The 21,938-nt window shown below is 43.9% G+C and carries 18 protein-coding genes; 9 read left to right on the top strand and 9 right to left on the bottom strand.

Annotated elements, in window-relative coordinates; genetic code table 11:
• Positions 1–107 precede the first annotated feature (107 nt).
• Positions 108–899 (top strand): DUF3800 domain-containing protein, encoded by a 792-nt coding sequence (locus AB6D93_RS03560; protein WP_102331905.1) that lies wholly within the window; start codon positions 108–110, stop codon positions 897–899.
• 334 nt (positions 900–1,233) lie between these two features.
• Here AB6D93_RS03560 and gcvP read toward each other — a convergent pair whose 3' ends face one another.
• The 3 genes from gcvP to AB6D93_RS03545 all read right to left on the bottom strand — a co-directional run bounded on the left by gcvP (position 1,234) and on the right by AB6D93_RS03545 (position 5,927).
• Positions 1,234–4,113 carry an aminomethyl-transferring glycine dehydrogenase gene (gene gcvP / locus AB6D93_RS03555; protein WP_102331906.1) on the bottom strand — a complete coding sequence of 960 codons (2,880 nt, stop codon included), beginning with the start codon at positions 4,111–4,113 and terminating at the stop codon, positions 1,234–1,236.
• 89 nt (positions 4,114–4,202) lie between these two features.
• Positions 4,203–4,583 carry a glycine cleavage system protein GcvH gene (gene gcvH / locus AB6D93_RS03550; RefSeq protein ID WP_017072176.1) on the bottom strand — a complete coding sequence of 127 codons (381 nt, stop codon included), beginning with the start codon at positions 4,581–4,583 and terminating at the stop codon, positions 4,203–4,205.
• A 51-nt stretch (positions 4,584–4,634) separates the two neighbouring features.
• On the bottom strand, positions 4,635–5,927 hold the full coding sequence (locus tag AB6D93_RS03545; protein ID WP_059018605.1) for a serine hydroxymethyltransferase: 1,293 nt from the start codon (positions 5,925–5,927) through the stop codon (positions 4,635–4,637).
• A gap of 441 nt (positions 5,928–6,368) precedes the next feature.
• Between AB6D93_RS03545 and AB6D93_RS03540 the strand changes: the two genes are divergently transcribed.
• From AB6D93_RS03540 to AB6D93_RS03530, 3 genes are all read left to right on the top strand, one after another.
• Positions 6,369–6,992 carry a helix-turn-helix domain-containing protein gene (locus tag AB6D93_RS03540; protein ID WP_017064652.1) on the top strand — a complete coding sequence of 208 codons (624 nt, stop codon included), beginning with the start codon at positions 6,369–6,371 and terminating at the stop codon, positions 6,990–6,992.
• Positions 6,993–7,439: 447 nt separating this feature from the next.
• Positions 7,440–8,573 (top strand): glycine cleavage system aminomethyltransferase GcvT, encoded by a 1,134-nt coding sequence (gcvT, locus tag AB6D93_RS03535; protein ID WP_102331907.1) that lies wholly within the window; start codon positions 7,440–7,442, stop codon positions 8,571–8,573.
• 263 nt (positions 8,574–8,836) lie between these two features.
• Positions 8,837–9,907 (top strand): trypsin-like serine protease, encoded by a 1,071-nt coding sequence (locus AB6D93_RS03530; protein ID WP_017067505.1) that lies wholly within the window; start codon positions 8,837–8,839, stop codon positions 9,905–9,907.
• Between the two features lie 91 nt (positions 9,908–9,998).
• Here AB6D93_RS03530 and AB6D93_RS03525 read toward each other — a convergent pair whose 3' ends face one another.
• Positions 9,999–10,325: a hypothetical protein gene (locus AB6D93_RS03525; protein WP_102331908.1), complete on the bottom strand. Its 327-nt coding sequence runs from the start codon at positions 10,323–10,325 to the stop codon at positions 9,999–10,001.
• A gap of 200 nt (positions 10,326–10,525) precedes the next feature.
• Between AB6D93_RS03525 and AB6D93_RS03520 the strand changes: the two genes are divergently transcribed.
• On the top strand, positions 10,526–10,843 hold the full coding sequence (locus AB6D93_RS03520) for a helix-turn-helix transcriptional regulator (RefSeq protein WP_017059843.1): 318 nt from the start codon (positions 10,526–10,528) through the stop codon (positions 10,841–10,843).
• A gap of 93 nt (positions 10,844–10,936) precedes the next feature.
• Here the strand turns inward: AB6D93_RS03520 and arfB are convergent, their stop codons facing one another.
• Positions 10,937–11,347: an alternative ribosome rescue aminoacyl-tRNA hydrolase ArfB gene (arfB, locus tag AB6D93_RS03515; RefSeq protein WP_017059842.1), complete on the bottom strand. Its 411-nt coding sequence runs from the start codon at positions 11,345–11,347 to the stop codon at positions 10,937–10,939.
• An 87-nt stretch (positions 11,348–11,434) separates the two neighbouring features.
• Between arfB and AB6D93_RS03510 the strand changes: the two genes are divergently transcribed.
• Entirely contained in the window at positions 11,435–12,040 is a 606-nt protein-coding gene (locus AB6D93_RS03510) for a beta-phosphoglucomutase family hydrolase (protein WP_102331909.1), read from the top strand.
• A 63-nt stretch (positions 12,041–12,103) separates the two neighbouring features.
• Here AB6D93_RS03510 and AB6D93_RS03505 read toward each other — a convergent pair whose 3' ends face one another.
• From AB6D93_RS03505 to AB6D93_RS03490, 4 genes are all read right to left on the bottom strand, one after another.
• Complete coding sequence (locus AB6D93_RS03505; protein ID WP_102331910.1) at positions 12,104–14,008, bottom strand: GGDEF domain-containing protein; 1,905 nt, start codon at positions 14,006–14,008, stop codon at positions 12,104–12,106.
• A gap of 237 nt (positions 14,009–14,245) precedes the next feature.
• Complete coding sequence (locus AB6D93_RS03500) at positions 14,246–15,994, bottom strand: formate--tetrahydrofolate ligase (protein ID WP_102331911.1); 1,749 nt, start codon at positions 15,992–15,994, stop codon at positions 14,246–14,248.
• A gap of 294 nt (positions 15,995–16,288) precedes the next feature.
• Positions 16,289–17,593, bottom strand: a complete 1,305-nt coding sequence (locus AB6D93_RS03495) for an inosine/guanosine kinase (RefSeq protein ID WP_017069885.1) — start codon at positions 17,591–17,593, stop codon at positions 16,289–16,291.
• Positions 17,594–17,722: 129 nt separating this feature from the next.
• Positions 17,723–18,202: a CreA family protein gene (locus AB6D93_RS03490; RefSeq protein ID WP_371725173.1), complete on the bottom strand. Its 480-nt coding sequence runs from the start codon at positions 18,200–18,202 to the stop codon at positions 17,723–17,725.
• A gap of 248 nt (positions 18,203–18,450) precedes the next feature.
• On the opposite strand from AB6D93_RS03490, the gene AB6D93_RS03485 reads away from it, so the two are divergent.
• The 3 genes from AB6D93_RS03485 to AB6D93_RS03475 all read left to right on the top strand — a co-directional run bounded on the left by AB6D93_RS03485 (position 18,451) and on the right by AB6D93_RS03475 (position 21,843).
• The gene (locus tag AB6D93_RS03485) at positions 18,451–18,945 is read left to right on the top strand and encodes a hypothetical protein (RefSeq protein WP_017064644.1); all 495 of its coding nucleotides are present in this window, start codon (positions 18,451–18,453) and stop codon (positions 18,943–18,945) included.
• A 60-nt stretch (positions 18,946–19,005) separates the two neighbouring features.
• Entirely contained in the window at positions 19,006–20,814 is a 1,809-nt protein-coding gene (locus AB6D93_RS03480) for an HD domain-containing phosphohydrolase (protein ID WP_102333464.1), read from the top strand.
• Positions 20,815–21,117: 303 nt separating this feature from the next.
• The gene (locus AB6D93_RS03475) at positions 21,118–21,843 is read left to right on the top strand and encodes an HAD-IA family hydrolase (RefSeq protein WP_017059834.1); all 726 of its coding nucleotides are present in this window, start codon (positions 21,118–21,120) and stop codon (positions 21,841–21,843) included.
• The last annotated feature ends 95 nt before the right edge of the window (positions 21,844–21,938 follow it).

The following is a 21,938-nucleotide window of genomic DNA, read 5'->3' as shown; positions in this document are numbered from 1 at the left end:
TGGCATTTTTATTATGCGTCGACTTTTGTGATTTAAGTTGGTGTACGGAAGCATCGATATTGCGTTGCTCACTAAAGCTTTCGGATAGAATATACATTGGAGGTTATATGCAAAATGGTAAGCTGATTTGGCATGTTGCATGCGATGAATCGGGTGTTGATGGTCAAAAGTATTATGGATTCGGGTCACTCTGGATGAAATATCAGCGGCGTGGAGATTTTGTTCGAATAATTCGAGAGTTAAGAGAAAAGCATAATTACCAAAATGAAATAAAGTGGCAAAAGGCACACAAGAAGCATTATGCAGGTTTCTATGAAGAGTTAGTCGAAATGTTTTTCAAGCATCAGTGGTTGGCCTTTCATTGCATTGTTATCCGAAAAGGAATGGTAGATAAAAAATATCATGATGGTGATTACGACTTAGCGATGCGAAAACACTTTACGAAACTAATTCAAACTAAGATCAGCGCTATACATAAAGCTCACCCTAAGCGCCAATGTGAGTTTCGCATTGAGGTCGATCCCTTACCTTCACGATACAAAAAAGCGGATGAAGCTTTTCATAAAATCGCCAATAGTATTCTTAAAAAGCAATTTGGTGGTGAGGTACCTATTCGCTCTGTCGTCACCAAAGATTCGAAAGACTCAGAACAAATCCAAATAGCAGACTTCTTATTGGGAGCCGTTATGAGTGCGTTCCAAGGAAAAGCGAGTTCACCAGCAAAGCTAAAAGTTGCCGAGAATATCGCTAGTTACCTAGGCTGGGAGTCTTTATTACACGATACAAAGCCAACTGAGCGAAAGTTTAATATTTGGTATTTTTACGATCCGACTAAAGGACCTCGTGAAATTGAAACTCAAGAGGTAAAACTCAAATACCAATTGCCAAAACGGACATGACAAACGGCTTTAGCACCAATATCAACTTGGCGCTATCCATTACACCTTTAAACCTAGCGCCGTATAAGCTTCTCACTGCCACAAAGCTAGCAGAAACACAAAAAGACCAATTCCAAGCGTTACTTTTAGAAGCAAGCCAAGAGGGGCTCCACCTTTTGGGGCTTTGTTACAACATCCCATAATTGATTCCTAATTCAGTGTTGGTTCAGTTCAACCTTAAACCTTTCCCTTACGGTAAGGTCAATGCATTTGTTGACGTTGAATTTCAGAAAACAAAAAGGCGAACCACTTGGCTCGCCTTTTATTATGTTTTATCGCTTAGCGTCGCTATGAATTAGTCTTCGTAGTTGTCGATGCTTGGGCAAGAACAGATTAGGTTACGGTCGCCGTATACGTTGTCTACACGGTTAACTGTTGGCCAGTACTTCGAGTTCTTCGTTGCTTTCGATGGGAAACAACCAAGTTCACGAGAGTAAGGGCGATCCCATTCTGCGCCAGCTAGATCAACTTGTGTGTGCGGTGCGTTCACTAGAGGGTTGTTGTCTAGTGGCCATTCACCGTTTTTCACTGCTGCCATTTCGTGACGGATTGCGATCATCGCTTCACAGAAACGGTCTAGCTCTTCTAAATCTTCTGATTCAGTTGGCTCTACCATTAGCGTGCCAGCTACTGGGAAAGACATCGTAGGCGCGTGGAAACCGAAGTCCATTAGACGCTTAGCAATATCTTCTTCGCTGATGCCTGTTTCTTCTTTTAGTGGACGAATATCGATAATACATTCGTGCGCTACGCGGCCATTAGTACCACGGTAAAGAACAGGGTAGTGAGGACGCAGTTTTTCCATCACGTAGTTCGCGTTCAGAATCGCAACTTTAGTCGCATCTGTTAGGCCAGGTTCGCCCATCATTGCGATGTAAGCCCAAGAGATAGGTAGAATTGAAGCACTACCTAGATCTGCCGCTGATACCGCGTAGTCAGAACCTTGTACACCATTTTCGATGTGGCCTGGTAGGAAAGGTGCTAGGTGAGATTTAACACCGATAGGACCCATACCCGGACCGCCACCACCGTGTGGGATACAGAATGTTTTGTGTAGGTTCAAGTGAGATACGTCTGAACCGATGAAGCCAGGTGAAGTTAGACCTACTTGAGCGTTCATGTTCGCACCGTCTAGATAAACCTGACCGCCCGCTGCGTGTACTTGTTCACACACTTCTTTCACTTGCTCTTCGTATACGCCGTGCGTAGAAGGGTAAGTGATCATGATGCTTGATAGGTTTTCTTTGTGCTTCTCGATTTTCGCTGCTAGGTCTGTCATGTCGATGTTGCCATCTTCATCACACTTAACAACCACTACCTTCATTGAAACCATTGATGCTGTAGCAGGGTTAGTACCGTGCGCAGAGCTTGGAATCAGACAAACGTTACGGTGAGCTTCACCGCGGCTTGCATGGTAACGTTGAATTGCGATTAGACCTGCATATTCGCCAGATGCACCAGAGTTAGGCTGTAGTGAGAAATCTTCGTAACCGGTGATTTCACATAGCTTCTCTTTAAGATCTTTTGCTAGTGCTGTGTAACCCGCCGCTTGCTCTAGAGGTGCGAATGGGTGAATTGAACCAAACTCAGGCCATGTTACTGGAATCATCTCAGCAGCAGCGTTCAGCTTCATCGTACAGCTGCCCAGTGGGATCATGCCGTGCGTTAGTGAGAAGTCTTTGTTCTCAAGCTGTTTTAGGTAACGCATCATTTGCGTTTCGCTGTGGTGCGTGTTGAACACTGGGTGAGTTAGGAACTCTGATTCACGACGACAGTTTTCTGGAATTGCCGCAAACTCATTTGATGCAATGTCAGAAGATAGCGCTTGAACGTCTTCTTTTACGTCGAAGATAGCGAATAGGGCATTCACGTCGTCGACTGTGGTTGTTTCATCTAAGCTGATACCGATCTTACCTTTAAGAAGGCGCAAGTTGATGTCTGCTGCTTGTGCTTTCGCGTACAGTGCATCTGTCTTCTCTTCAGAGTTGATTGTGATGGTATCGAAGAAGCTGTTGTTTGTTAGCTCGTAACCCGCTTTAGTCAGGCCAGCCGCTAGGATAGCTGTCATGTGGTGTGTACGACGAGCGATAGTACGTAGGCCTTCTGCACCGTGGTAAACCGCGTAGAAAGACGCCATGTTTGCTAGAAGTGCTTGAGCTGTACAGATGTTCGATGTCGCTTTCTCGCGGCGGATGTGTTGCTCACGAGTTTGCATTGCCATACGTAGCGCTTGGTTACCGTGAGTATCGATAGAAACACCGATTACACGACCTGGCATTGTACGCTTATGCTTTTCACGAGTACCCATGAATGCAGCGTGTGGACCGCCGTACCCCATAGGAACGCCGAAACGTTGTGCTGAACCGATTACTACGTCTGCGCCCATTTCGCCAGCAGGCTTAAGTAGAGCAGATGCGAGTAGGTCAGTAGCAACGGTTACTAGAGTTTTGTTTGCTTGAGCTTTCGCAATGATGTCTGTTAGGTCACGAACTTCGCCCGTTGTACCAGGGTATTGAACTAATGCACCAAATACGTCTTGCTCTGGAAGTGTTTCAAGAGCGCCAACCATTACTTCAAAACCGATGTACTCAGCACGAGTTTTAACAACTTCTAGTGTTTGAGGGTGAACATCGTCAGCAACGAAGAATACTTTGCTCTTGCTTTTACCTGCACGCTTACACAGTGTCATTGCTTCGCCAGCCGCTGTCGCTTCATCAAGAAGTGATGCGTTTGCGATTTCCATACCTGTAAGGTCCATTACCATTTGTTGGTAATTTAGTAGAGCTTCAAGACGACCTTGAGAGATCTCTGGTTGGTATGGTGTGTAAGCTGTGTACCAGCCTGGGTTCTCTAAAACGTTACGTAGAATAACGTTTGGAGTGAATGTGTTGTAGTAGCCTTGGCCAATGAAAGTACGTTTCACTTGGTTTAGGTTAGCGATCTCTTTAAGAGAGGCCAGCATGTCCATTTCGCTTAGTGGCGCAGCAAGTGTCATTGGTTTTTCAAGACGGATTTGTGCAGGAACCGTTTCGTCGATCAGTGCGTCTAGGCTAGTCGCGTTGATCGCTTCAAGCATTTTTTGCTGGTCTGCTTTATTTGGGCCGTTATGACGAGCAACAAACTCGTTTTGAGTACCCAGGTCTTTCAGTAATTGGCTTTGAAGTAATTCAGTCATGATATGTTCTACTTTCTCTCTGGAGCCGTGAGCTAGCCCCTAAAATTAAGCTGCTCAAAAGAGCAGCTTTATCGTAATGAGGTTACCTATTAGTCTTCTTCGATAGAGCTTAGGTATTCTTCCGCATCTTTAAGGTTGTCTAGTTCAGACGCATCAGACATCTTCACTTTAACAATCCAGCCACCTTCATAAGGTTCTTCGTTGATTAGCTCTGGGCTATCTTCTAATTCTTCGTTGATTTCTACGATTTCGCCAGAGATTGGTGCGTAGATATCAGAAGCAGCTTTCACTGACTCAACTAGAGAGAAGCTTTCGCCAGCTTCGATTTCGTCGTCAGTGTCAGGCAGGTCAACAAACACAACGTCACCTAGCATCTCTTGAGCGTGCTCAGAAATACCGATAGTTACAGTACCGTCACCGTTGTCTTTTACCCACTCGTGGCTGTCTGCAAACTTTAGTGTATTGTCCATTGCTTATTCTCCAAAAATTTATGAGGTTTTAATTTAAATCTTAAAAACGGTCTAACGGTAAAGAGGGAAGCGCTTGCAAAGCTCTTTAACTTGCTTGCGAACACGTTGCTCAACTTCAGCGTTGCCTTCAGGGCTTTCAACTAAGCCATCAAGTACATCGCCGATCCATTCACCGATAAGTTTGAATTCTTCAGTGCCAAAACCACGACTGGTTCCAGCTGGCGTACCTAAACGAATACCCGAAGTAATCATAGGCTTCTCTGTGTCGAATGGTATGCCATTTTTGTTACATGTGATCCCTGCACGCTCTAATGCTTCTTCAGTTACGTTACCTTTCAAGCCCTTAGGACGAAGGTCAACCAGCATTAGGTGCGTGTCTGTTCCGCCAGTCACAATGTCACAACCGCGAGTTTGCAACACTTCAGCAAGAACTTTTGCGTTGTCGATCACTGAATCAATATAAGTATTAAATTCTGGGCCAAGTGCTTCGCCAAACGCCACTGCTTTAGCCGCGATAACGTGCATTAGTGGGCCGCCTTGTAGGCCAGGGAACACTGCAGAGTTGATCTTTTTGTTGATGTCTTCGTGGTTAGTCAGAATCATACCGCCGCGTGGGCCACGAAGTGTTTTGTGCGTTGTTGTAGTCACAACGTGTGCGTGTGGCAGTGGGCTAGGGTGAGCACCTGTCGCAATAAGACCCGCGATGTGTGCCATATCGACCATTAGAATAGCGCCAACTTCGTCAGCGATTTCACGGAACTTAGCGAAATCAATAACGCGTGGAATAGCACTACCACCAGCAATAATCATTTTAGGTTGGCTTTCGATAGCTAAAGCGCGAACCGCTTCGTAATCGATTTCAAGAGTGTCGCGGTCTACGCCGTATTGAACTGCGTTGAACCATTTACCAGACATTGCAGGGCGCGCACCATGAGTAAGGTGGCCACCAGCGTCTAAAGACATTCCTAGGATAGTGTCGCCAGGTTGAAGTAGGGCAAGTTTAACTGCGCCATTTGCTTGAGCACCTGAGTGAGGCTGTACGTTTACGTATTCGCACTTGAACAGTTGTTTAGCACGTTCAATCGCGATAGCTTCAACTGTATCTACGTGCTCACAACCACCGTAGTAACGACGGCCTGGGTAGCCTTCTGCGTATTTGTTGGTTAGGCAAGTGCCTTGAGCTTGCATTACTGCTTTAGAAACGATGTTCTCAGAAGCAATAAGTTCGATTTGTTCGTTTTGACGAGTGTTCTCTGCTTGGATTCCAGCAAATACTGCGTCGTCAGTCGCAGATAGGTTTGTAGAGAAAAAACTGTCTAAGCTATGGTTTTGGTAAGCGTTCATTGTCGAGACCTTTCATTAAGCTAATGGTGATTGTTTTTATAGTCCATTAGGTCTTACGTTGATTTCTGCATCGGTATCGTTTGCGCTATATAGGTATAGATAAACGTGAATTGCGTTATAAATATACTCTTACAGCGTCTAAGCGATCGTTGTAGGGTCAATGCAGCACGAATTGTTTCCCAAAAAGTTCGGGTAAAAAACAGCTTTTGCAAATGTTAAAACTATCATTTGGTACAAGCTGAAGTAGCATCTCTTCATCTAACAAGTCGATAACATAGCTCCGATAAAATCAATTTTCAACAAAAATTTCCAATAGGAAACAGATTTTCTCGTTTTGCTACAGGGAGCACGCTTTATTTCCCTGTGTGCTCTTTAATCAACAAAGCGCTTCATGCAACAATGAAATGAATAGACAGGAAGTAAGAAATGAATGAGGGACCTATGTCAGAAGACATTTATGATGAGTACCCATCTTTAACGTTGGCGAAAGAGACGTTAGACCAGAATATCGAACCACTTAGGCTCGGCCAGCGTATTAAAGATATCCGCGGCAAGCTTGGGATCACGCTAGAAGAAGCAAGCCAAAGAACAGGCTTGGCGCGTTCTACGCTCAGCAAAATCGAGAACGAACAGATCTCACCAACGTTTCAAGCAATGCAAAAACTGGCGATGGGTTTGCAAATAGATATGCCACAACTCTTTGAGCCACCAAGAAAAAAAGTGGCAACAGGACGTCGCGACTTAACCAAGGCAGGCCAGGGTAAGCCACACCCAACACCGACTTATGAACATGAGCTGCTTGCGACTGAGCTTTCTAATAAGAAGATGATGCCGTTTAAGAGCCGCGTTAGAGCTCGTACTTTTGAAGAGTATAACGATTGGGTTCGCCACGATGGAGAGGAGTTCTTAATGATCATCTCTGGCGATGTGATGTTCTACTCAGAATTCTACGAACCTGTGCCAATGAGCGAAGGCGATAGCATGTATTACGATGCCAATATGGGCCACATGCTGATTTCTACCAGTACAGAAGATGCACTGATTTTGTGGGTGACTGCAAAATAAGTTAACAAAGTTAGAATTTCTTATAGTGAATGCAAACGTTTGCTTTTGTTTCTAACGTTTGCCAAAAGACGCGATGTTGGTGTGAAAAGCATCAATATCGCGTTTTTGTATGCGACTGAAAGTTGTTTTTAAATTGTTAAATATCACATTTTGAGCTGTTTTAATCTTGTTAAGGGTGTAAAACTGACTCAGGCTTGTTTACTATAGTGAACACGGTTTACTCATGTTGATTGAAGTTTACTGAAGTGAATTCTTAGAAAGTGAGTCGTATAGCTTTTATACAGAAGCCTCTTTTTATATCGCTAGTAATAAAAGCCTATATAGAAGACATCACTTTTTACTATCTACTGTTTCTAACGTTAACCCATATCGTTAGAGGCGACTCTAAATAGAGATATAAGCGGCAGATTCGATTTGGAAAGCCTGCAACGCTTCATGGAGAATAAAATGACTCAAGAACACGCTAATCAAGACCTACTAAAAACACCTCTGCATGCACTTCACGTTGAAGTCGGCGCAAAAATGGTTCCTTTTGCTGGCTACGACATGCCAGTTCAGTATCCACTAGGTGTAAAGAAAGAGCACTTACACACTCGTGACGCTGCTGGTCTTTTTGATGTTTCTCACATGGGGCAACTGCGTCTACACGGTGAAAATGCAGCCGCTGTTTTAGAATCTCTGGTTCCAGTAGATATTATCGACCTGCCTTCTGGTAAGCAGCGCTACGCCTTCTTTACTAATGAACAGGGCGGCATCATGGATGATCTTATGGTTGCTAACCTTGGCGATCACCTATTTGTTGTTGTGAACGCGGCGTGTAAAACACAAGATATCGACCACCTAACTGCGCACCTTCCAGCTGACGTAGAAATGGAAGTGATTGATGATCGCGCTCTATTAGCACTTCAAGGCCCTAAAGCGTCTGAAGTTCTTGCTCGTTTCCAACCAAGTGTTGCAGACATGCTGTTCATGGACGTTCAAAAAGTCGATATCGACGGCGTAGAATGCATCGTGAGCCGCAGTGGTTATACCGGTGAAGACGGCTACGAAATCTCAGTACCGAACGATCACGCTGAAGCACTTGCTCGTAAACTAACATCAGAAGCAGAAGTGGAGTGGATTGGCCTTGGTGCACGTGATTCACTTCGTCTTGAGTGTGGCCTATGCCTATACGGTCACGACTTAGATACAACAACGACTCCAGTAGAAGCTAGCCTTCTATGGGGCATTCAAAAAGTGCGTCGTACTGACGGTGAGCGTGCTGGCGGTTTCCCAGGTGCTGATATCATCCTTGAACAAATCGCAACTAAAGACGTTCAACGCAAGCGTGTTGGTCTAGTGGGTCAAACTAAAGCGCCTGTACGTGAAGGTGCTGAACTGTTCGATGCGGAAGGAAACAAAGTAGGTGTGGTAACGAGTGGCACTGCGGGTCCTAACGCGGGTAAACCTGTTTCAATGGCATACGTGCGCACTGATCTAGCGGCTATCGGTACAGAAGTATTTGCTGAAGTTCGTGGTAAGAAGCTACCAATGACAGTAGAAAAAATGCCATTCGTACCTCAACGTTACTACCGGGGCTAATCTCTTTTAAGAGAAAACACAAACTATAACGAAAGCCTATTGTTAGCTTCTCTTTTTAGGGATGTTTAACGGTAGGCTTTTTTGTTTTTTGAAACGTATACAAGGCAGAATAGAACAATTGAAGTCAGGTTGTTAAATTCGTCTATAAATTGAGAGATGTGGCAATATCGTTACAAATACTTACTATAATGATGGTCAGTACGTGTTATGGTGTCTATTCATCAATTTTGTAAATAAGTAGTAGGGGTTACAAGGAGTTATCTATGAATGTGAATCATACAATGAGTCCAGTTCGTAAAGCCGTTTTAGGGCTTTTAGCGCCAATGATTTACACATCAAGTGTTATGGCGACAGAAAACTCGGTCGAAGTTTCTCCTGACGCGACTGTGACACCTTATATTGTTAATGGCAGCGACGCTTCAGTCACGGAATTTCCTTCGATGGCAAGCTTGTTCATTGATCGTATTGATTATGACGGTGTTTACTCAACAGGCCCTTACTGTGGTGCAACAATTTTAGATCCAACGCATATTCTAACCGCAGCGCATTGTATATACGGTAATGAAGAAGGGCAGTTGTTTACTGTTGTCGTCCCTCAAATTGAAGATACTTCTCAGTTTCCCAACGGTAACATCCAAAAAGCTCGTGTATCTGAGGTTTACTATCGCAGCGATTATTCAAATGCGTTGAGCGACCTATTACGCAATGACGTTGCAATACTTAAGTTAGAAAGCGCACTGAATATCGACTCAATCAATGATGTTGTAAAGCGTCCTAGTTCGGATGGTTATCGCAGTTCTTCTGAGGCGTTTACCGCTGTGGGCCATGGTGATACACGCACTGGTTTCGACGGAACCACTTTGCTACAAAAAGCAAACCTCAATTATGTAGACAATGCGACTTGTAAAACGGTATTTGCTGCTGGCAATGAGTTAACAGAGAATCAAATTTGTTTCGTTGGAGATGTGGCTACTTCTGGCTTGTACGGTGGCACTTGTCAAGGTGACTCTGGAGGTCCTGTCTACTGGAAGGATGGTTCGGTTTACAGACAAGTAGGGATTACCAGCTTTGGTCCTGAAACGTGTGGTGGCAGCTCAAGAGTAACTTCGGTATTCACTGAAATCTATGACTACAGAGATTGGATTACAGATGTAACTGGTGGTGTGATAGATAGTTCTGAAACCGTTCAAATTTCAGCAACAGAAGCTAAGCGAACGGCTTATGTGAATGCACGGACTTCATCTGGTTCAGGCGGCAGTGGAGGCAGTTTGTCGTTTGGCGTGCTAGGCGCGTTGATGTTACTCGGTAGGTTTAGAAGAGCGATGTCTTGTTAGATACCCACGTCTTCATGTTAGCTAAACAAACGGCCAGTCATTCAACTATGACTGGCCGTTTTTGTTTTGTTTGTTTAAGCCGTTCAGAGGATTAGGCACAGAATTCAGTAGACGCTTTTCTAATGTACCTTTCGACAATCACATCCATCTCTTTAACTGCGTCGTTGATGCTTTGAATACCGCCTTGTGCGACACCTTTTTCATTTTGGTTCAGAGCAGAAAAGGCCTGCTTCAATTCTTTCTCTTCCAACATACTTCCGTGCAGCAGCACTTCTTTGTAAGTGAGTAGCCTATGCTGCACTGCAATAATTTCGGAGCGGGCATTGTCCGTTTCTAATGCGTGCTTAATGCAAGGAAATGCCAATCTATAACGATTCGCAATTTCCAATATGACGTCTTTCTTATTCGCAATTTGCAATTTTTCTAATTTCCCAACACTTGAATACTCAAGTTACCTAGCCTGTACGTTCACAACTGATATCAGTGTGAAGGTTTATGAAACGTAACGGTTTTATCAAGCGAATAATATGCCTTTGATGGCTTATGTAAACCATCACAAGTCAATATGGTCTGCTTCTTGCTGAATTTAGGACATAACTGTCTTTTGAGGATGAGCTTATGTCACAAGAACCCATAATATTGGCGCTGATTGAGCGTAGGAAACAAGCCAACTTGTCTCAAGAAAAGTTAGCCTCGAGTGCAGGAATGAGCTTAAAAACCTATCAAAGGATTGAACGCGGAGAGGCGGACATCAAGATGTCTCAGTATCGTTCAATCACTAGAACCTTAAAAGTGACGGATTTGGATGTGGTGCTTGATATTGTTGGCGCATCACAAGTAACAGCGGAAGATGTAGCTGCGGTCAGTCGTCTGCTGACCAGCGAAGAGCGCCTGTTGTTGATCAAGCTGATTTTGTCGGTCAAAAAGAAGCAGTAGTCTTTCTTTCAAATAAACAGCGTAATAGATCGATTCGTTAGTCAAATTGACAGATACTTCTAGGGTAATGTGTTCTCTGAGGGCATGAAGCCATCAGCTCACTCTTCCACGCAGCTGTTTGGTGGTGCTTCTTTGTTTTTTGCTTTCTAAACGTCTTTTCTGAGAGCCACGCGTCGGCTTAGTTGCTCGTCTTACTTTTTGAACCTTTGTCGCTTCCAAGATCAATTCTTTCAAGCGCACTAAAGCATCATCTCGGTTTTGTTCCTGAGTTCTATACTGTTGCGCTTTAATGATAATCACACCGTCTTTGGTGATGCGGCTATCTTTGTGTGCGAGGAGCTTTTCTTTATAGAAGTCAGGTAGGGTAGAGTGCTTGATATCAAAACGTAAATGTATCGCGCTCGATACTTTATTGACGTTCTGACCGCCGGCTCCTTGTGCTCTGATCGCTGTTAACTGAAGTTCCCAGTCTTGAATCGAAACAGAATTAGATATTTGTAACATAAACATCCATTTTGAACGGTAATATGGCGCCATGATACTGAATATTGGTTATGGTATCAGTAACTTTATTAAAGAGTGGTAGTAGTGATGAAAATAGATTTAACGGCATATGAAGGATTAATCTTTGATATGGACGGTACGTTGATCGATACAATGCCTGCACATGTAAAGGCGTGGCAGCAAACGGCTGAAGAGTTTGGTTTTCATTTTGAAGCGTCTTGGCTACATAGTTTAGGTGGCATGCCGAGTTATAAGATAGCCGGTGAGGTGAACAGCAAATACGGTTTATCGCTCGACCCACAAGCGGTTTCTACGTTTAAAATGGCGTCGTTTGCGGCTATTGAAGACAAAGGAGACGTTATCCCTTGTACTCACTCTCTGTTGTTAGAGCATCTGGGTAACAAGAAGATTGCAGTAGGAACGGGCAGTCAACGTAAAAGTGCCGAACAGTTGTTGGACAAAACAGATATTTTGAGCAAGCTGGATATCCTAGTGACAGCAACAGATGTGAAGAATCACAAACCAAATCCGGATACCTTCTTAGATGCGTGTTTTGGTATGGGATTACAGCCAAAGCAGTGTGTTGTGTTTGAAGATACGAACTTAGGTAAGCAGGCTGCTCATGCTGCGAACATGGATTGTATTCTGGTGGTAGAAGGGAAAAAGTTAGAGTTCTATCCAGCACCAAGCTGATTGAAAGGATTGGGTTGTTAAACCGCCAAACTGATAGCCTAGCGGAACAATACTGATTTTCTGTTAGGCGATTTCGCTCATTTCGCTGTCTAGGAACAGGCAAACACTGTTTCGACCTGCGGCTTTGGCTTCATAGAGTGCTAAATCCGCACACTTGTAGTTGAGAGTAGGGTCGTTGGTCAGGTTGGTGATTCCGCCACTGACCGTCACCACGTTGTCGAGCTCAATATTGACTGCGATTCTCAATCTGTTAAGCACATATTCAGCTTCTTCAGTTGTGGTATGAGGCAGAATAACGCCAAATTCTTCACCACCAATGCGAGCCACAAAATCAGTTTCTCGACACTCACGTTGTAATACCTCAGCAACGGTTTGAATGACGCGATCACCATAATCGTGACCAAATCTGTCGTTAATGCGTTTGAAATAGTCTATGTCCAAGATCGCTAAGCAAGAGTGTTCGCGAGTAGGGTATCGATTCACACGAGAGCACTCATCTCTCAGCTCAAGATCGAACTTACGGCGGTTCCAACACCCAGCTAAGGCATCTTTTTCGCTCAGGTTTCTCAGTTTGTTTTCTAGCTCTTTGTGTTTACTGATATCCACAAATGAAGCGACATAAAACTGAATCACGTCTTTCGAGTCTTTAATGGTTTGGATTCGCAATATTTCCGTGATCAAAGATCCGTCTTTACGGCGATTGACCACTTCGCCTTCCCATACCCCAGTCTTAGTGATTATGCTCCACATCTTGATGTAGAACTCTTCGTTGTAGCGACCAGAGGCAAACATGGATGGTTGGCGGCCTTTTACGTCTTCTAACTCGTAGCCACTAACACGGGTGAATTCTTGGTTTACCTTGATGATACGGTTGTTTCTGTCGGTAATCACTAAGGCAGACATACCATTCATCGCGGCTTTAGCCAGTTGACTATCGATACTGTTCTTCTTGTGGTTACTGTTCCACAATACAAAGCCAGCGGAGATCATCGAAATCAAGAAAGACAAGGTGATGATCTGAACGACAATCGCTTGTTTTTCTTGTCGGTATTGACTGCTGAAATGCTGATTCTCAATGTGAAGAACCATGTAAATAGGGCCTGCAAACTGCTTTATCTTTGGGCTGATGTCCGAGTGGAAATACCAGTTCTTACCATCGAAATAGCTAGACGAAGAGTTGTCTTGAATGTCTTTCCAAAGCTCTGGGTATAGCTTTGCGTATGTCTTGTCTGAACGTGATTCAATCACATGCCCAAATGATTCAGCTGGGTCAGGGCCCATGATGACATGACCAGTTTTGTTTAGAATGACCGGGACTGCATCTGAGTCTCCAATTTGGTAATGAAGGCGGTTGTAAATCTCTAGCATGTTTAGATTTGCAATGAAGTAACCAATAATTCGATTCCCTTCAGCGACTGGCGTCATAATGCGAAGCGCCGGCGTTAACGGGTGGATGATTTCTCCATTTTCCATTTCTAGGTCAATGCCTCTGGATCTGACATCGCCAATCTCTAATTTCTGAAGCATCTGGTAGTAATCTCGAGAAGATTTGTTCTGCAGTTCGTTCTCGGGGACGACAGTGGCTCGACCGTCTTTGTAGTTAACGCGGAACACTTCGTTGCCGGCTAGATCGAGATAACGAAGCTGGGAATAGTATTTTTGGCCACGAGCTAACATCACCCAAAGATCTTGCAGGGTTTCTTTATGGATAATAGAAGGTTCTCGAATCGCTCGGAGTAGTGTTTGAGAGTCGGCGATTGACGGAACAGAGTTAGAGATTTGCTCAACAATAACAGCGAGTTCATGAAAGCTGTATTCGATCTGGTTCTGGCTGGACTGTTGGATATTTAGCGTGTGCTGAGCTTCAACCCTGTCAAATTCAGAGTTAATGTAGAGGGCAGGGACTAGTCCTAGGGCAAAGATGGTACATAGAAATTGGCTGACTAGTTTTTTTATACTTGTATTCATCACTGTCCTCAAAGAATCAGCGCAATACTATATATTTTATAGGGTTTTTAATGTGATCTTGACCCAGAAGTTAAGACAAGATTCGCATATAACTACGATTTAAGTGCAACTTTTTGCATTTAAGCTTGATTGTTGAGCAATCACTTCGTTAGTAAATGATTGCTCAATATAGAACACTGCTCCGAAACCTAAGCTAAATTAATCGCGATTAATTGCCGATTATCTAACTAAGGGCAGCTAGCTTAGGCCGACGATATTTCCATTACTATCAATATCTAACGACATGAACGCCGGTTTGTCAGGCAAGCCTGGCATGGTCATTACATTGCCGCACAACGCGTAAATAAAGCCAGCACCAGCACACAATTTTAGTTCTCTAACAGGCACGTCAAATTGGGTTGGTGCACCTTTTACGTGTGCTTCTGTCGAGATCGATAGTGGTGTTTTTGCCAAACAAACTGATAGGTCGCTATAGCCATGCAGTTTGAATTCAGCCAGTTGTTTTTTAGCCAGTGGAGATAGCGAAATACTTGCCGCGCCATAACCAACTTCAGCAACTGCCATCAGCTTTTCTTCTAGGCTTTGCTCTGAGTGATACAAAGGCTTAAATTCACTCTGTTTTTGGCAAGCTTTGACTACAGCGTGAGCCAGTTGAGTCGCGCCTTCGCCACCTTGACCAAATGCTTCGCTTACTTCAACGTTAACGCTTGAGTCGAAGTCGGTGATCATCTGTTTCAAAGCATCGAGCTCTTGAGCTGAGTCTTGTGGGAATCGGTTAATCGCAACAACTGTAGGCACTTGGTATTGCTTAACGTTGTTGATGTGCCATTTTAGGTTCTCAAAGCCTGCAATTAGCGCGTCTTGGTCATCATTAAAAATTGAATCTGGTAATGGAGTGCCGGGTCTCAAATCGTATAAACCAGAGTTGGCCTTTAATCCACGTAATGTTGCAACAACCACAGCGCAATCGGGCTTTTTGTTCGACGCTTTTGCTTTTATGTTGCACGCTTTTTCAAAGCCCATATCTGAGCCGAAACCACCTTCGGTCACGACAAAGTCACTCAGTTTTAACGCTATCTCATCGGCAATAATTGAAGAGTTACCATGTGCGATGTTCGCGAAAGGCCCGGCGTGAATTAGGGTAGGAACGCCTTCAAGGGTTTGCATCAATGTTGGTTCAATAGAATCCTTCATGGTTACGGTCATTGCGCCTGCAACGTTGAAGTCATCTGCGGTCAACGGCAAGCCTTGTTTGTTGTAGGCAAGTACCACTCGTCCGATGCGCTTTCTCAAATCTTGAAGGTCATTGGCTAGAGCAAGAATGGCCATTAGCTCTGAAGCAGCTGAGATATCAAATCCATCTTCTCGCTCAAAGCCGTTAATTGTTTTGTCTGCTTCGTTCTTGCCAACCGTGATCATGCGTAGTGCGCGATCATTGTGGTCAAGTACACGTCGCCAAACGATTCTGCTTGGGTCAATATCCAAGGCTTTTAAGCCAGAACGCGCTTCAAACGCCTCTAAGCCTTCCCGTTGTTCATGATACAAACGTGCATCAATGGCGGCAGAGGCGAGGTTGTGAGCGGCCGTAACAGCATGAATATCGCCCGTCAGGTGCAGGTTTAATTGTTCCATAGGGGCAACTTGAGAGTAACCACCACCCGCAGCGCCACCTTTTACACCAAATACCGGACCCATTGAAGGCTGGCGAATGCAGGCCATTGCAGATTGGTTAATCTCTGCGAGGCCTTGTGCTAATCCGATAGTAGTGACGGTTTTGCCTTCACCAAGAGGTGTCGGTGTGATCGCCGTGACTACGACTAATTTACCATCTTGTTGGTTGGCGAGGCGTTCAAGTGACGTGAGAGACACTTTAGATTTGAATTGCCCTAATGGCTGATGTTCGTTGTGGTGCAGGCCAGCTTGCTTGGCAACCTCACTGATGTTTTTAAGGGGAGTAGAGCGACAAATATCAATATCAGACAGCATATTTGATCCTTATATCAGAACCGAAAGGCGGTACGTAAACGTTTGCGTGGCGATAGTACTGTATAAATTTGCCAAGTAAAGGCAAACCACACGAATTATGTGCTGGAAGATAACAGATCTAAAGAGTCATTGCGCGAGATCAAATCTTAAACGAGCAAAATATTCGATATGATTAACTTCACCTGCCGTTATATTGGTGTTGAATACAAAAAGGGCTGCATATAGCAGCCCTTCAAGGAATGGGTAATCTCACTTGGCGTTAACCTTTAAGAGGTAACTGCCTAATATGGTCGATTAACGATCCCAGTATGTTTCTTCTAAGCTATCTTCGCGTTCAGGTAATGCACGAGAAAGGCGAGGAGAGTGCTGAGTCAACACTTCGTAGCTTACACGGTTTGCGTACTTACAAATTTGAGACAGTGAAGAGTAAGTTAGACAAGTGTGCTCGTGTTTCTCTGAGTTTGGTACATTCACGTGGTGGTAGCTATTTGCTGCCATGTCGTGAAGTAGTGCTGAAAGTGCACCATCGCCAGCGCCATTGGTATTCTTAATCTCAAGTGGGCCACCTAGGTAAGGGCCAATGTGAGAGTACACTTTTACTGGGTCTTTACAGTCTTGCTTACGCATCGCACGGCTGAATTCGTATTTATTGAACTCAGGGATGTTACCCGGTAACAATGGCAGTGTGGTTTCGCGTTTCGCTGGTTCGTCAGTGTAACCTGCCATGTATAGACCAATAGGACCTGCAGTACATAGAACTAGGTCAACCCACTCAAGTGCCTTGTTAGCAGCCAATAGAGGATCTTTTTCACCCGTTAGCGCTTCACCTTCATCTTCGTTCATCGCGACGATGGTTACGTTTTCTTTCAGGTATTCTTGCCACCATTCAGCGTTGCCTTCGATCACATACTTAGTACCAAGTGTTAGTACAACAGGCACATTGTGCGCTTTCGCGTATTCAATCGCTTTTTGTACCGCTTTTGGCATCGGATCTTCAGGTTTGCCACGCATTAGGTATGACGACACAACCAATGCAGACGCTTTCTCGAAGACTTTTTCAGGAATGCTTTCTGGAAGAAGTTGGTTCATGTGGCCTTCGTTGATTGCAAACGTACGTTCGCCATCTTCAGAAATCAGCGTGTAACAACGACCAATTGGACCATCAACAGTTTGAAGGTGGTTTAGATTCATACGAGAAGAAGTGCGGCAAAGGTAACGATAACCAAATGAGCCAACTTCAATCTTCTTAGACATTACGCCAAGCAGGACCGATTTGCTGTCCGCAAGTACGGAATAGTTGTGCAGTGTGTTGCCGATAGTATCGCCAGGATATTGATGCGTGATCAAACCGCGCTCAACTAACTCTTCATACAGCGCATCTGCTTTACTTTCTTCCAATACCAGTGAGTGACCTTTACTCAGCTCGTATTTTTCTAGGAACTCGTTGTCAACACGGGCTTCGATATCAACAATCGTTTGGCCAACACCCACAATCGTTGCGCGGTGAAGCTTAGGCGTTTGTTGAATTTGGTTGACCAACGGATCACGTGCGTGAGTTGGAAAGTAGTGCTTAGATTTACGCTGTCCAGGAAACTTCATATGAAAAATACAGTGAAAAAATTTTGCCGCATGATATCACATTTTGTTTCTGTTTCTTTCATTTTTATTACATTTTGAATCACCTGCACAATGTCTGTACAGGTGATTCAACTAACTATATGTTTGAAACTACTCGGTTGGCTGTACTAACGCCGCTGGATCAACGTAAGCCTCTGTACCCCATAGTGGAACAGTTGAAAGGCTGTGTTTGAAGCTACCTTCTGTTTCTTTGGTGGTGTAAGACAAGTAGAGCAGCGACTGATTCTCTGCATCGTAGATACGACGAACCTTCATTGTTTTAAAGAAGATACTTTTCGATTGCTTGAATACCACTTCGCCAGACTTACTCTTGTCTATTTGAGCAATCATTTCTGGTGTAATTTCACCTGTTTGACGACAAGATATAGAGCTATCACTTGGATCAGAAAGGCTAAGGTTTGCTTCGATTGATGCGATATGACAGGTAACACCCGCGATCTTATCGTCATCTAATGAAGACATCTTGATATCCTTCATTGTGAAGAAACCCAGTGAGACGTCGCCAACCTCGTTGTCCGAACAGCCAGCTAACATTGTCACGATACCTGCTGCTATTAAGGCTTTTTTCATAAGAAGTCCTTTTTATTTATATAGTTCTGTTTACTATAAGGATATTGAAAGCTTGGATACGAGTGTAGAGCTTTTCGTTAAGTTCTTAAAGGATGTTGTTGGATAATGAAAAATATGAAGCATTTAAAGTACTTGTTGGCCTTGGTCATGCTCTGTATGCTCTCTGCTTGTAGCTCGGCACCTCAGCCGACCGTATGTCTTCCAAATAACTGCGATATTTGGGGATACTAACCGTAGGTACTAAAAGAATGAATAACGAAATACCTGAAATTGCACACAAGAAAAACCAATGGCTATTTAGTCAGCTCGATATTGCTTACCCCGCAAAAGAGAGCCTCCTCGGCCGTGAACTTTATCAAAGCAAACTTCCATCCAAGACATACCAACTCCTAGCACAAGATCAAACTCCTTCCCAAATTGATGAACTGCATAAAGTCGATTTCCATAAATTGACCGTGCTATTTTCACTCAACCAAGCAAGCGTTTACCAAGATGAAATCGAAAGGGCACACATGCTTGAGTTCTTGAGCCAAATTATGCTTTCTGACGATCATGTATTATATATTGGTACTCAAAACGGTGAAGTTGTGGCGAGCGCTATCGTCACAGAAGCGGATGGTTCCCTATTGATCTCGGATGTCGTTGCTGAAAATGGTCAAAGTATCAACAACTTTGCTAAGCAGTTACACGATTTTTGGGCACAAGATCATGCTTCTTGCGATAAAGTATGGATCGAGAACTAAAGATTCTTTGACAAAGCGTTAATCTAAGTACAATACCCCGTCTTATTTAAAGGGTATTGTATGTACAAGCTATTGATATCAATCGCTGTATTATGTGTTAGCGCTTATTCTTCACTCAGTTTTGCTAACGACTGGGATATTAAACGCATCCTAGTTTTACACTCATACGAACCTTCTTATCAATGGACTGCTGACTTCCAAAAAGGGATAGACAGTGCGTTCAGCCAGTCTCAAACCGAAGTTAAACTCTCAATAGAGTATTTGGATTCAAAGCGTGTCCACAGCCCAGAGTATTACGACTCTCTCGCGAACTACTTACGTGCGAAGTATGCAGGTTATAAATTTGATGGCGTAATTGCGACGGACGATAACGCAGCCAATTTTCTTGAATCTCTGCCTAATTTGATTGATCGCTCCACACCTGTCGTTGCAGCCGGCATCAATGATTTCAGCACCGACATGTACGCGGTGTCTGACAGAGCAACTGTGCTTTACGAGAACGATCAGATAGACGTTAATATTAAGCTGATCTCCAAATTAAGACCTAATCTAAAGAATCTCTATTTTGTAAATGATTATAGTGTCACGTCTGAATTGATTCATAAAGAAATGAACAAAATGATGGCTGAATTTTCAAATATCAATCTCGTAGAAATTCGCGACTTGTCGCTGGAGCATACGAGCCAATTTTTGGAAGGGATCTCTGCGGACGATGCGGTATTGCTCAGTCATTACAACACCGAGTTAAAGCAAGGGGTTTATCACACTTACCAAGAGATTGCGGATACGTTGTCAAAAGCGAGTGCTGCTCCGGTGTTTGCTTTATGGCAGTTCTATATTTCGGGTGATGTACTCGGTGGTTACGTTAATCACTCACAAAGCATGGGTGAACAGGCCGTCGATGCGTTGGATAAATACCTTCCACTTGGTTTTACTACACCGTTAACTCCCGGAGACAACAAACGTTTTGTATTCAATTACCCTGCAATGAAGAGATACGGGATTAGTGGAAACGCGTTACCTGACGAAGCGGTTTTCATTAACGAGCCTTCATCCTTTATTCGCAAAAACTTCCAGTTGTTATTGGGGCTGTCGATGGTGATTGCGGGTTTGAGCCTGATCATCTTGATGCAATTTGTCACTCTGCGCCAAAAGAAAGAGTTGGCGAATAAGAACAAACGAATCTTAAAGCTTCAGAAACAGACCTTGAATATCCAAAAGGATATGATTCATGTTCTCGGAGAGGCAATTGAAACCCGCTCTGGCGAAACTGGTAATCATGTTAAGCGTGTAGCCAAGTTGTCTGCACTGCTTGCTAAGTATCGTGGCTTGAGCCATCGCGAGGTCGAGATGATTGAGATCATCAGCCCAATGCACGATGTGGGTAAGATTTCAGTCCCTGAATCAATCTTGGATAAACCTGGGAAATTAACCGACCAAGAGTGGGAGGTGATGAAGCTTCATACTACGGCTGGCTATAACTTACTAAAGAGCGGAGCGGGTGATATTACCAACCTCGCGGCAATCATTGCTAACGAACATCACGAGCGTTGGGATGGTGCTGGATACCCGAATGGAAAAGTGGGTGATGAAATACACCTGTTTGCTCGTATCACTGCCGTAGCCGATGTGTTTGATGCGCTGCTTAGTGCACGTTGCTACAAAGAACCGTGGCCGTTAGATATGGTGGTCGATTTGTTTGAGCGAGAGTGTGGCTACCAGTTTGATCCTCAGCTAACTAAATTGCTACTGAAACACTTATCCGAGTTTGTCGCTATCCGAGATTCGTACCCCGATACTGGAACTGTAGAATATGCGTCTTCACCTTCGCTTGAAGCTAAGGTCTTAGAAGAGTCGGTTGTTAGCTAATTGTCGCTCTATCTGAGTAGCCTATAAGCCATTTTTTTTATCGATTCACCACGATCCGGCTAGGAAGTAGTGATTTATATTTTCTCCTGAAATTGAGTAGCTTATGTAAACCTCGCAGTATTTGGTTTCGTAGAATCTGGGTTAATTTAATGAAAACTGTTGCTTATGCTGAGCGATAAAGTGATCAACTCCATATTTCGCGAAGAGAAATAAGCCTGTATCTGCAAACTGTTACCTCAATCATCTCGCGCATTGAAAGAACACTATAGGATAAAACTTGGATTCAATCTGAGTGAGATACCTATGCGGTTAGAACAGACTAAATGTGTGATTTTCGATTGTGACGGAACACTTATCGATAGTGAAAAGCTGTGCTGCCAAGCTTTGGTGAACGTTTTCACTGGCTTTGGAGCGGAGCTAAACGTCAACGACTGCTATGCGCACTTTCAAGGCGGGAAGCTAGCCGACATCTTAATGGATACACAAGAACGTCTTGGGTTATCTATCTCGATTGATACACTTGAGCCGTTATATCGCAATGAATTACAAGCACTGTTCCAGCGTCATTTAAAACCGATGGATGGCGCTATCGAACTTATTGAATTCCTCAAACAACAAGACATCGAGTTTTGTATTGCTTCCAATGCACCGAAATCTAGGGTTGAATCTTCATTGGCGATGACAGGCATGCTAGACGACTTCAAAGGCAAAGTGTTCTCAGCTTTTGATGCTAACAGCTGGAAGCCAGAGCCTGATCTAATCATGTACACGGCCATGAACATGGGCTTTCTGCCAAATGAGTGCATCTACGTGGATGATACGTTGAAAGGGATTGAGGCTGGTGTTCGCGCGGGTATCCAATCGTTTCGATTACGCCCGAGTATTGATGAAGCAATCGTAGATCCCGAAGCCGACTCAGCAGAACTCGCGGCTCAGGATATCTACAGTTTAGAAGAAATTTCAGTTTGGATTAATGGCAAGCACTGCTCAAATGGTGGTATATCGAATTCTGCAGCTTTGGTGGGGTAGAGCTTAGTTGAAGGCTGACTACCTTACTAAATTGTTTGGTGTGGAAACCGCAAGATGCACAAGTAAACTTTTCTCCACTTTCTGAAAGCAGATAC

The organism is Vibrio sp. 10N.247.310.23, assembly GCF_041467155.1.
Taxonomy (GTDB): Bacteria; Pseudomonadota; Gammaproteobacteria; order Enterobacterales; family Vibrionaceae; genus Vibrio; species Vibrio crassostreae_C.
This window is presented reverse-complemented; position numbering and strand designations above follow the sequence as displayed.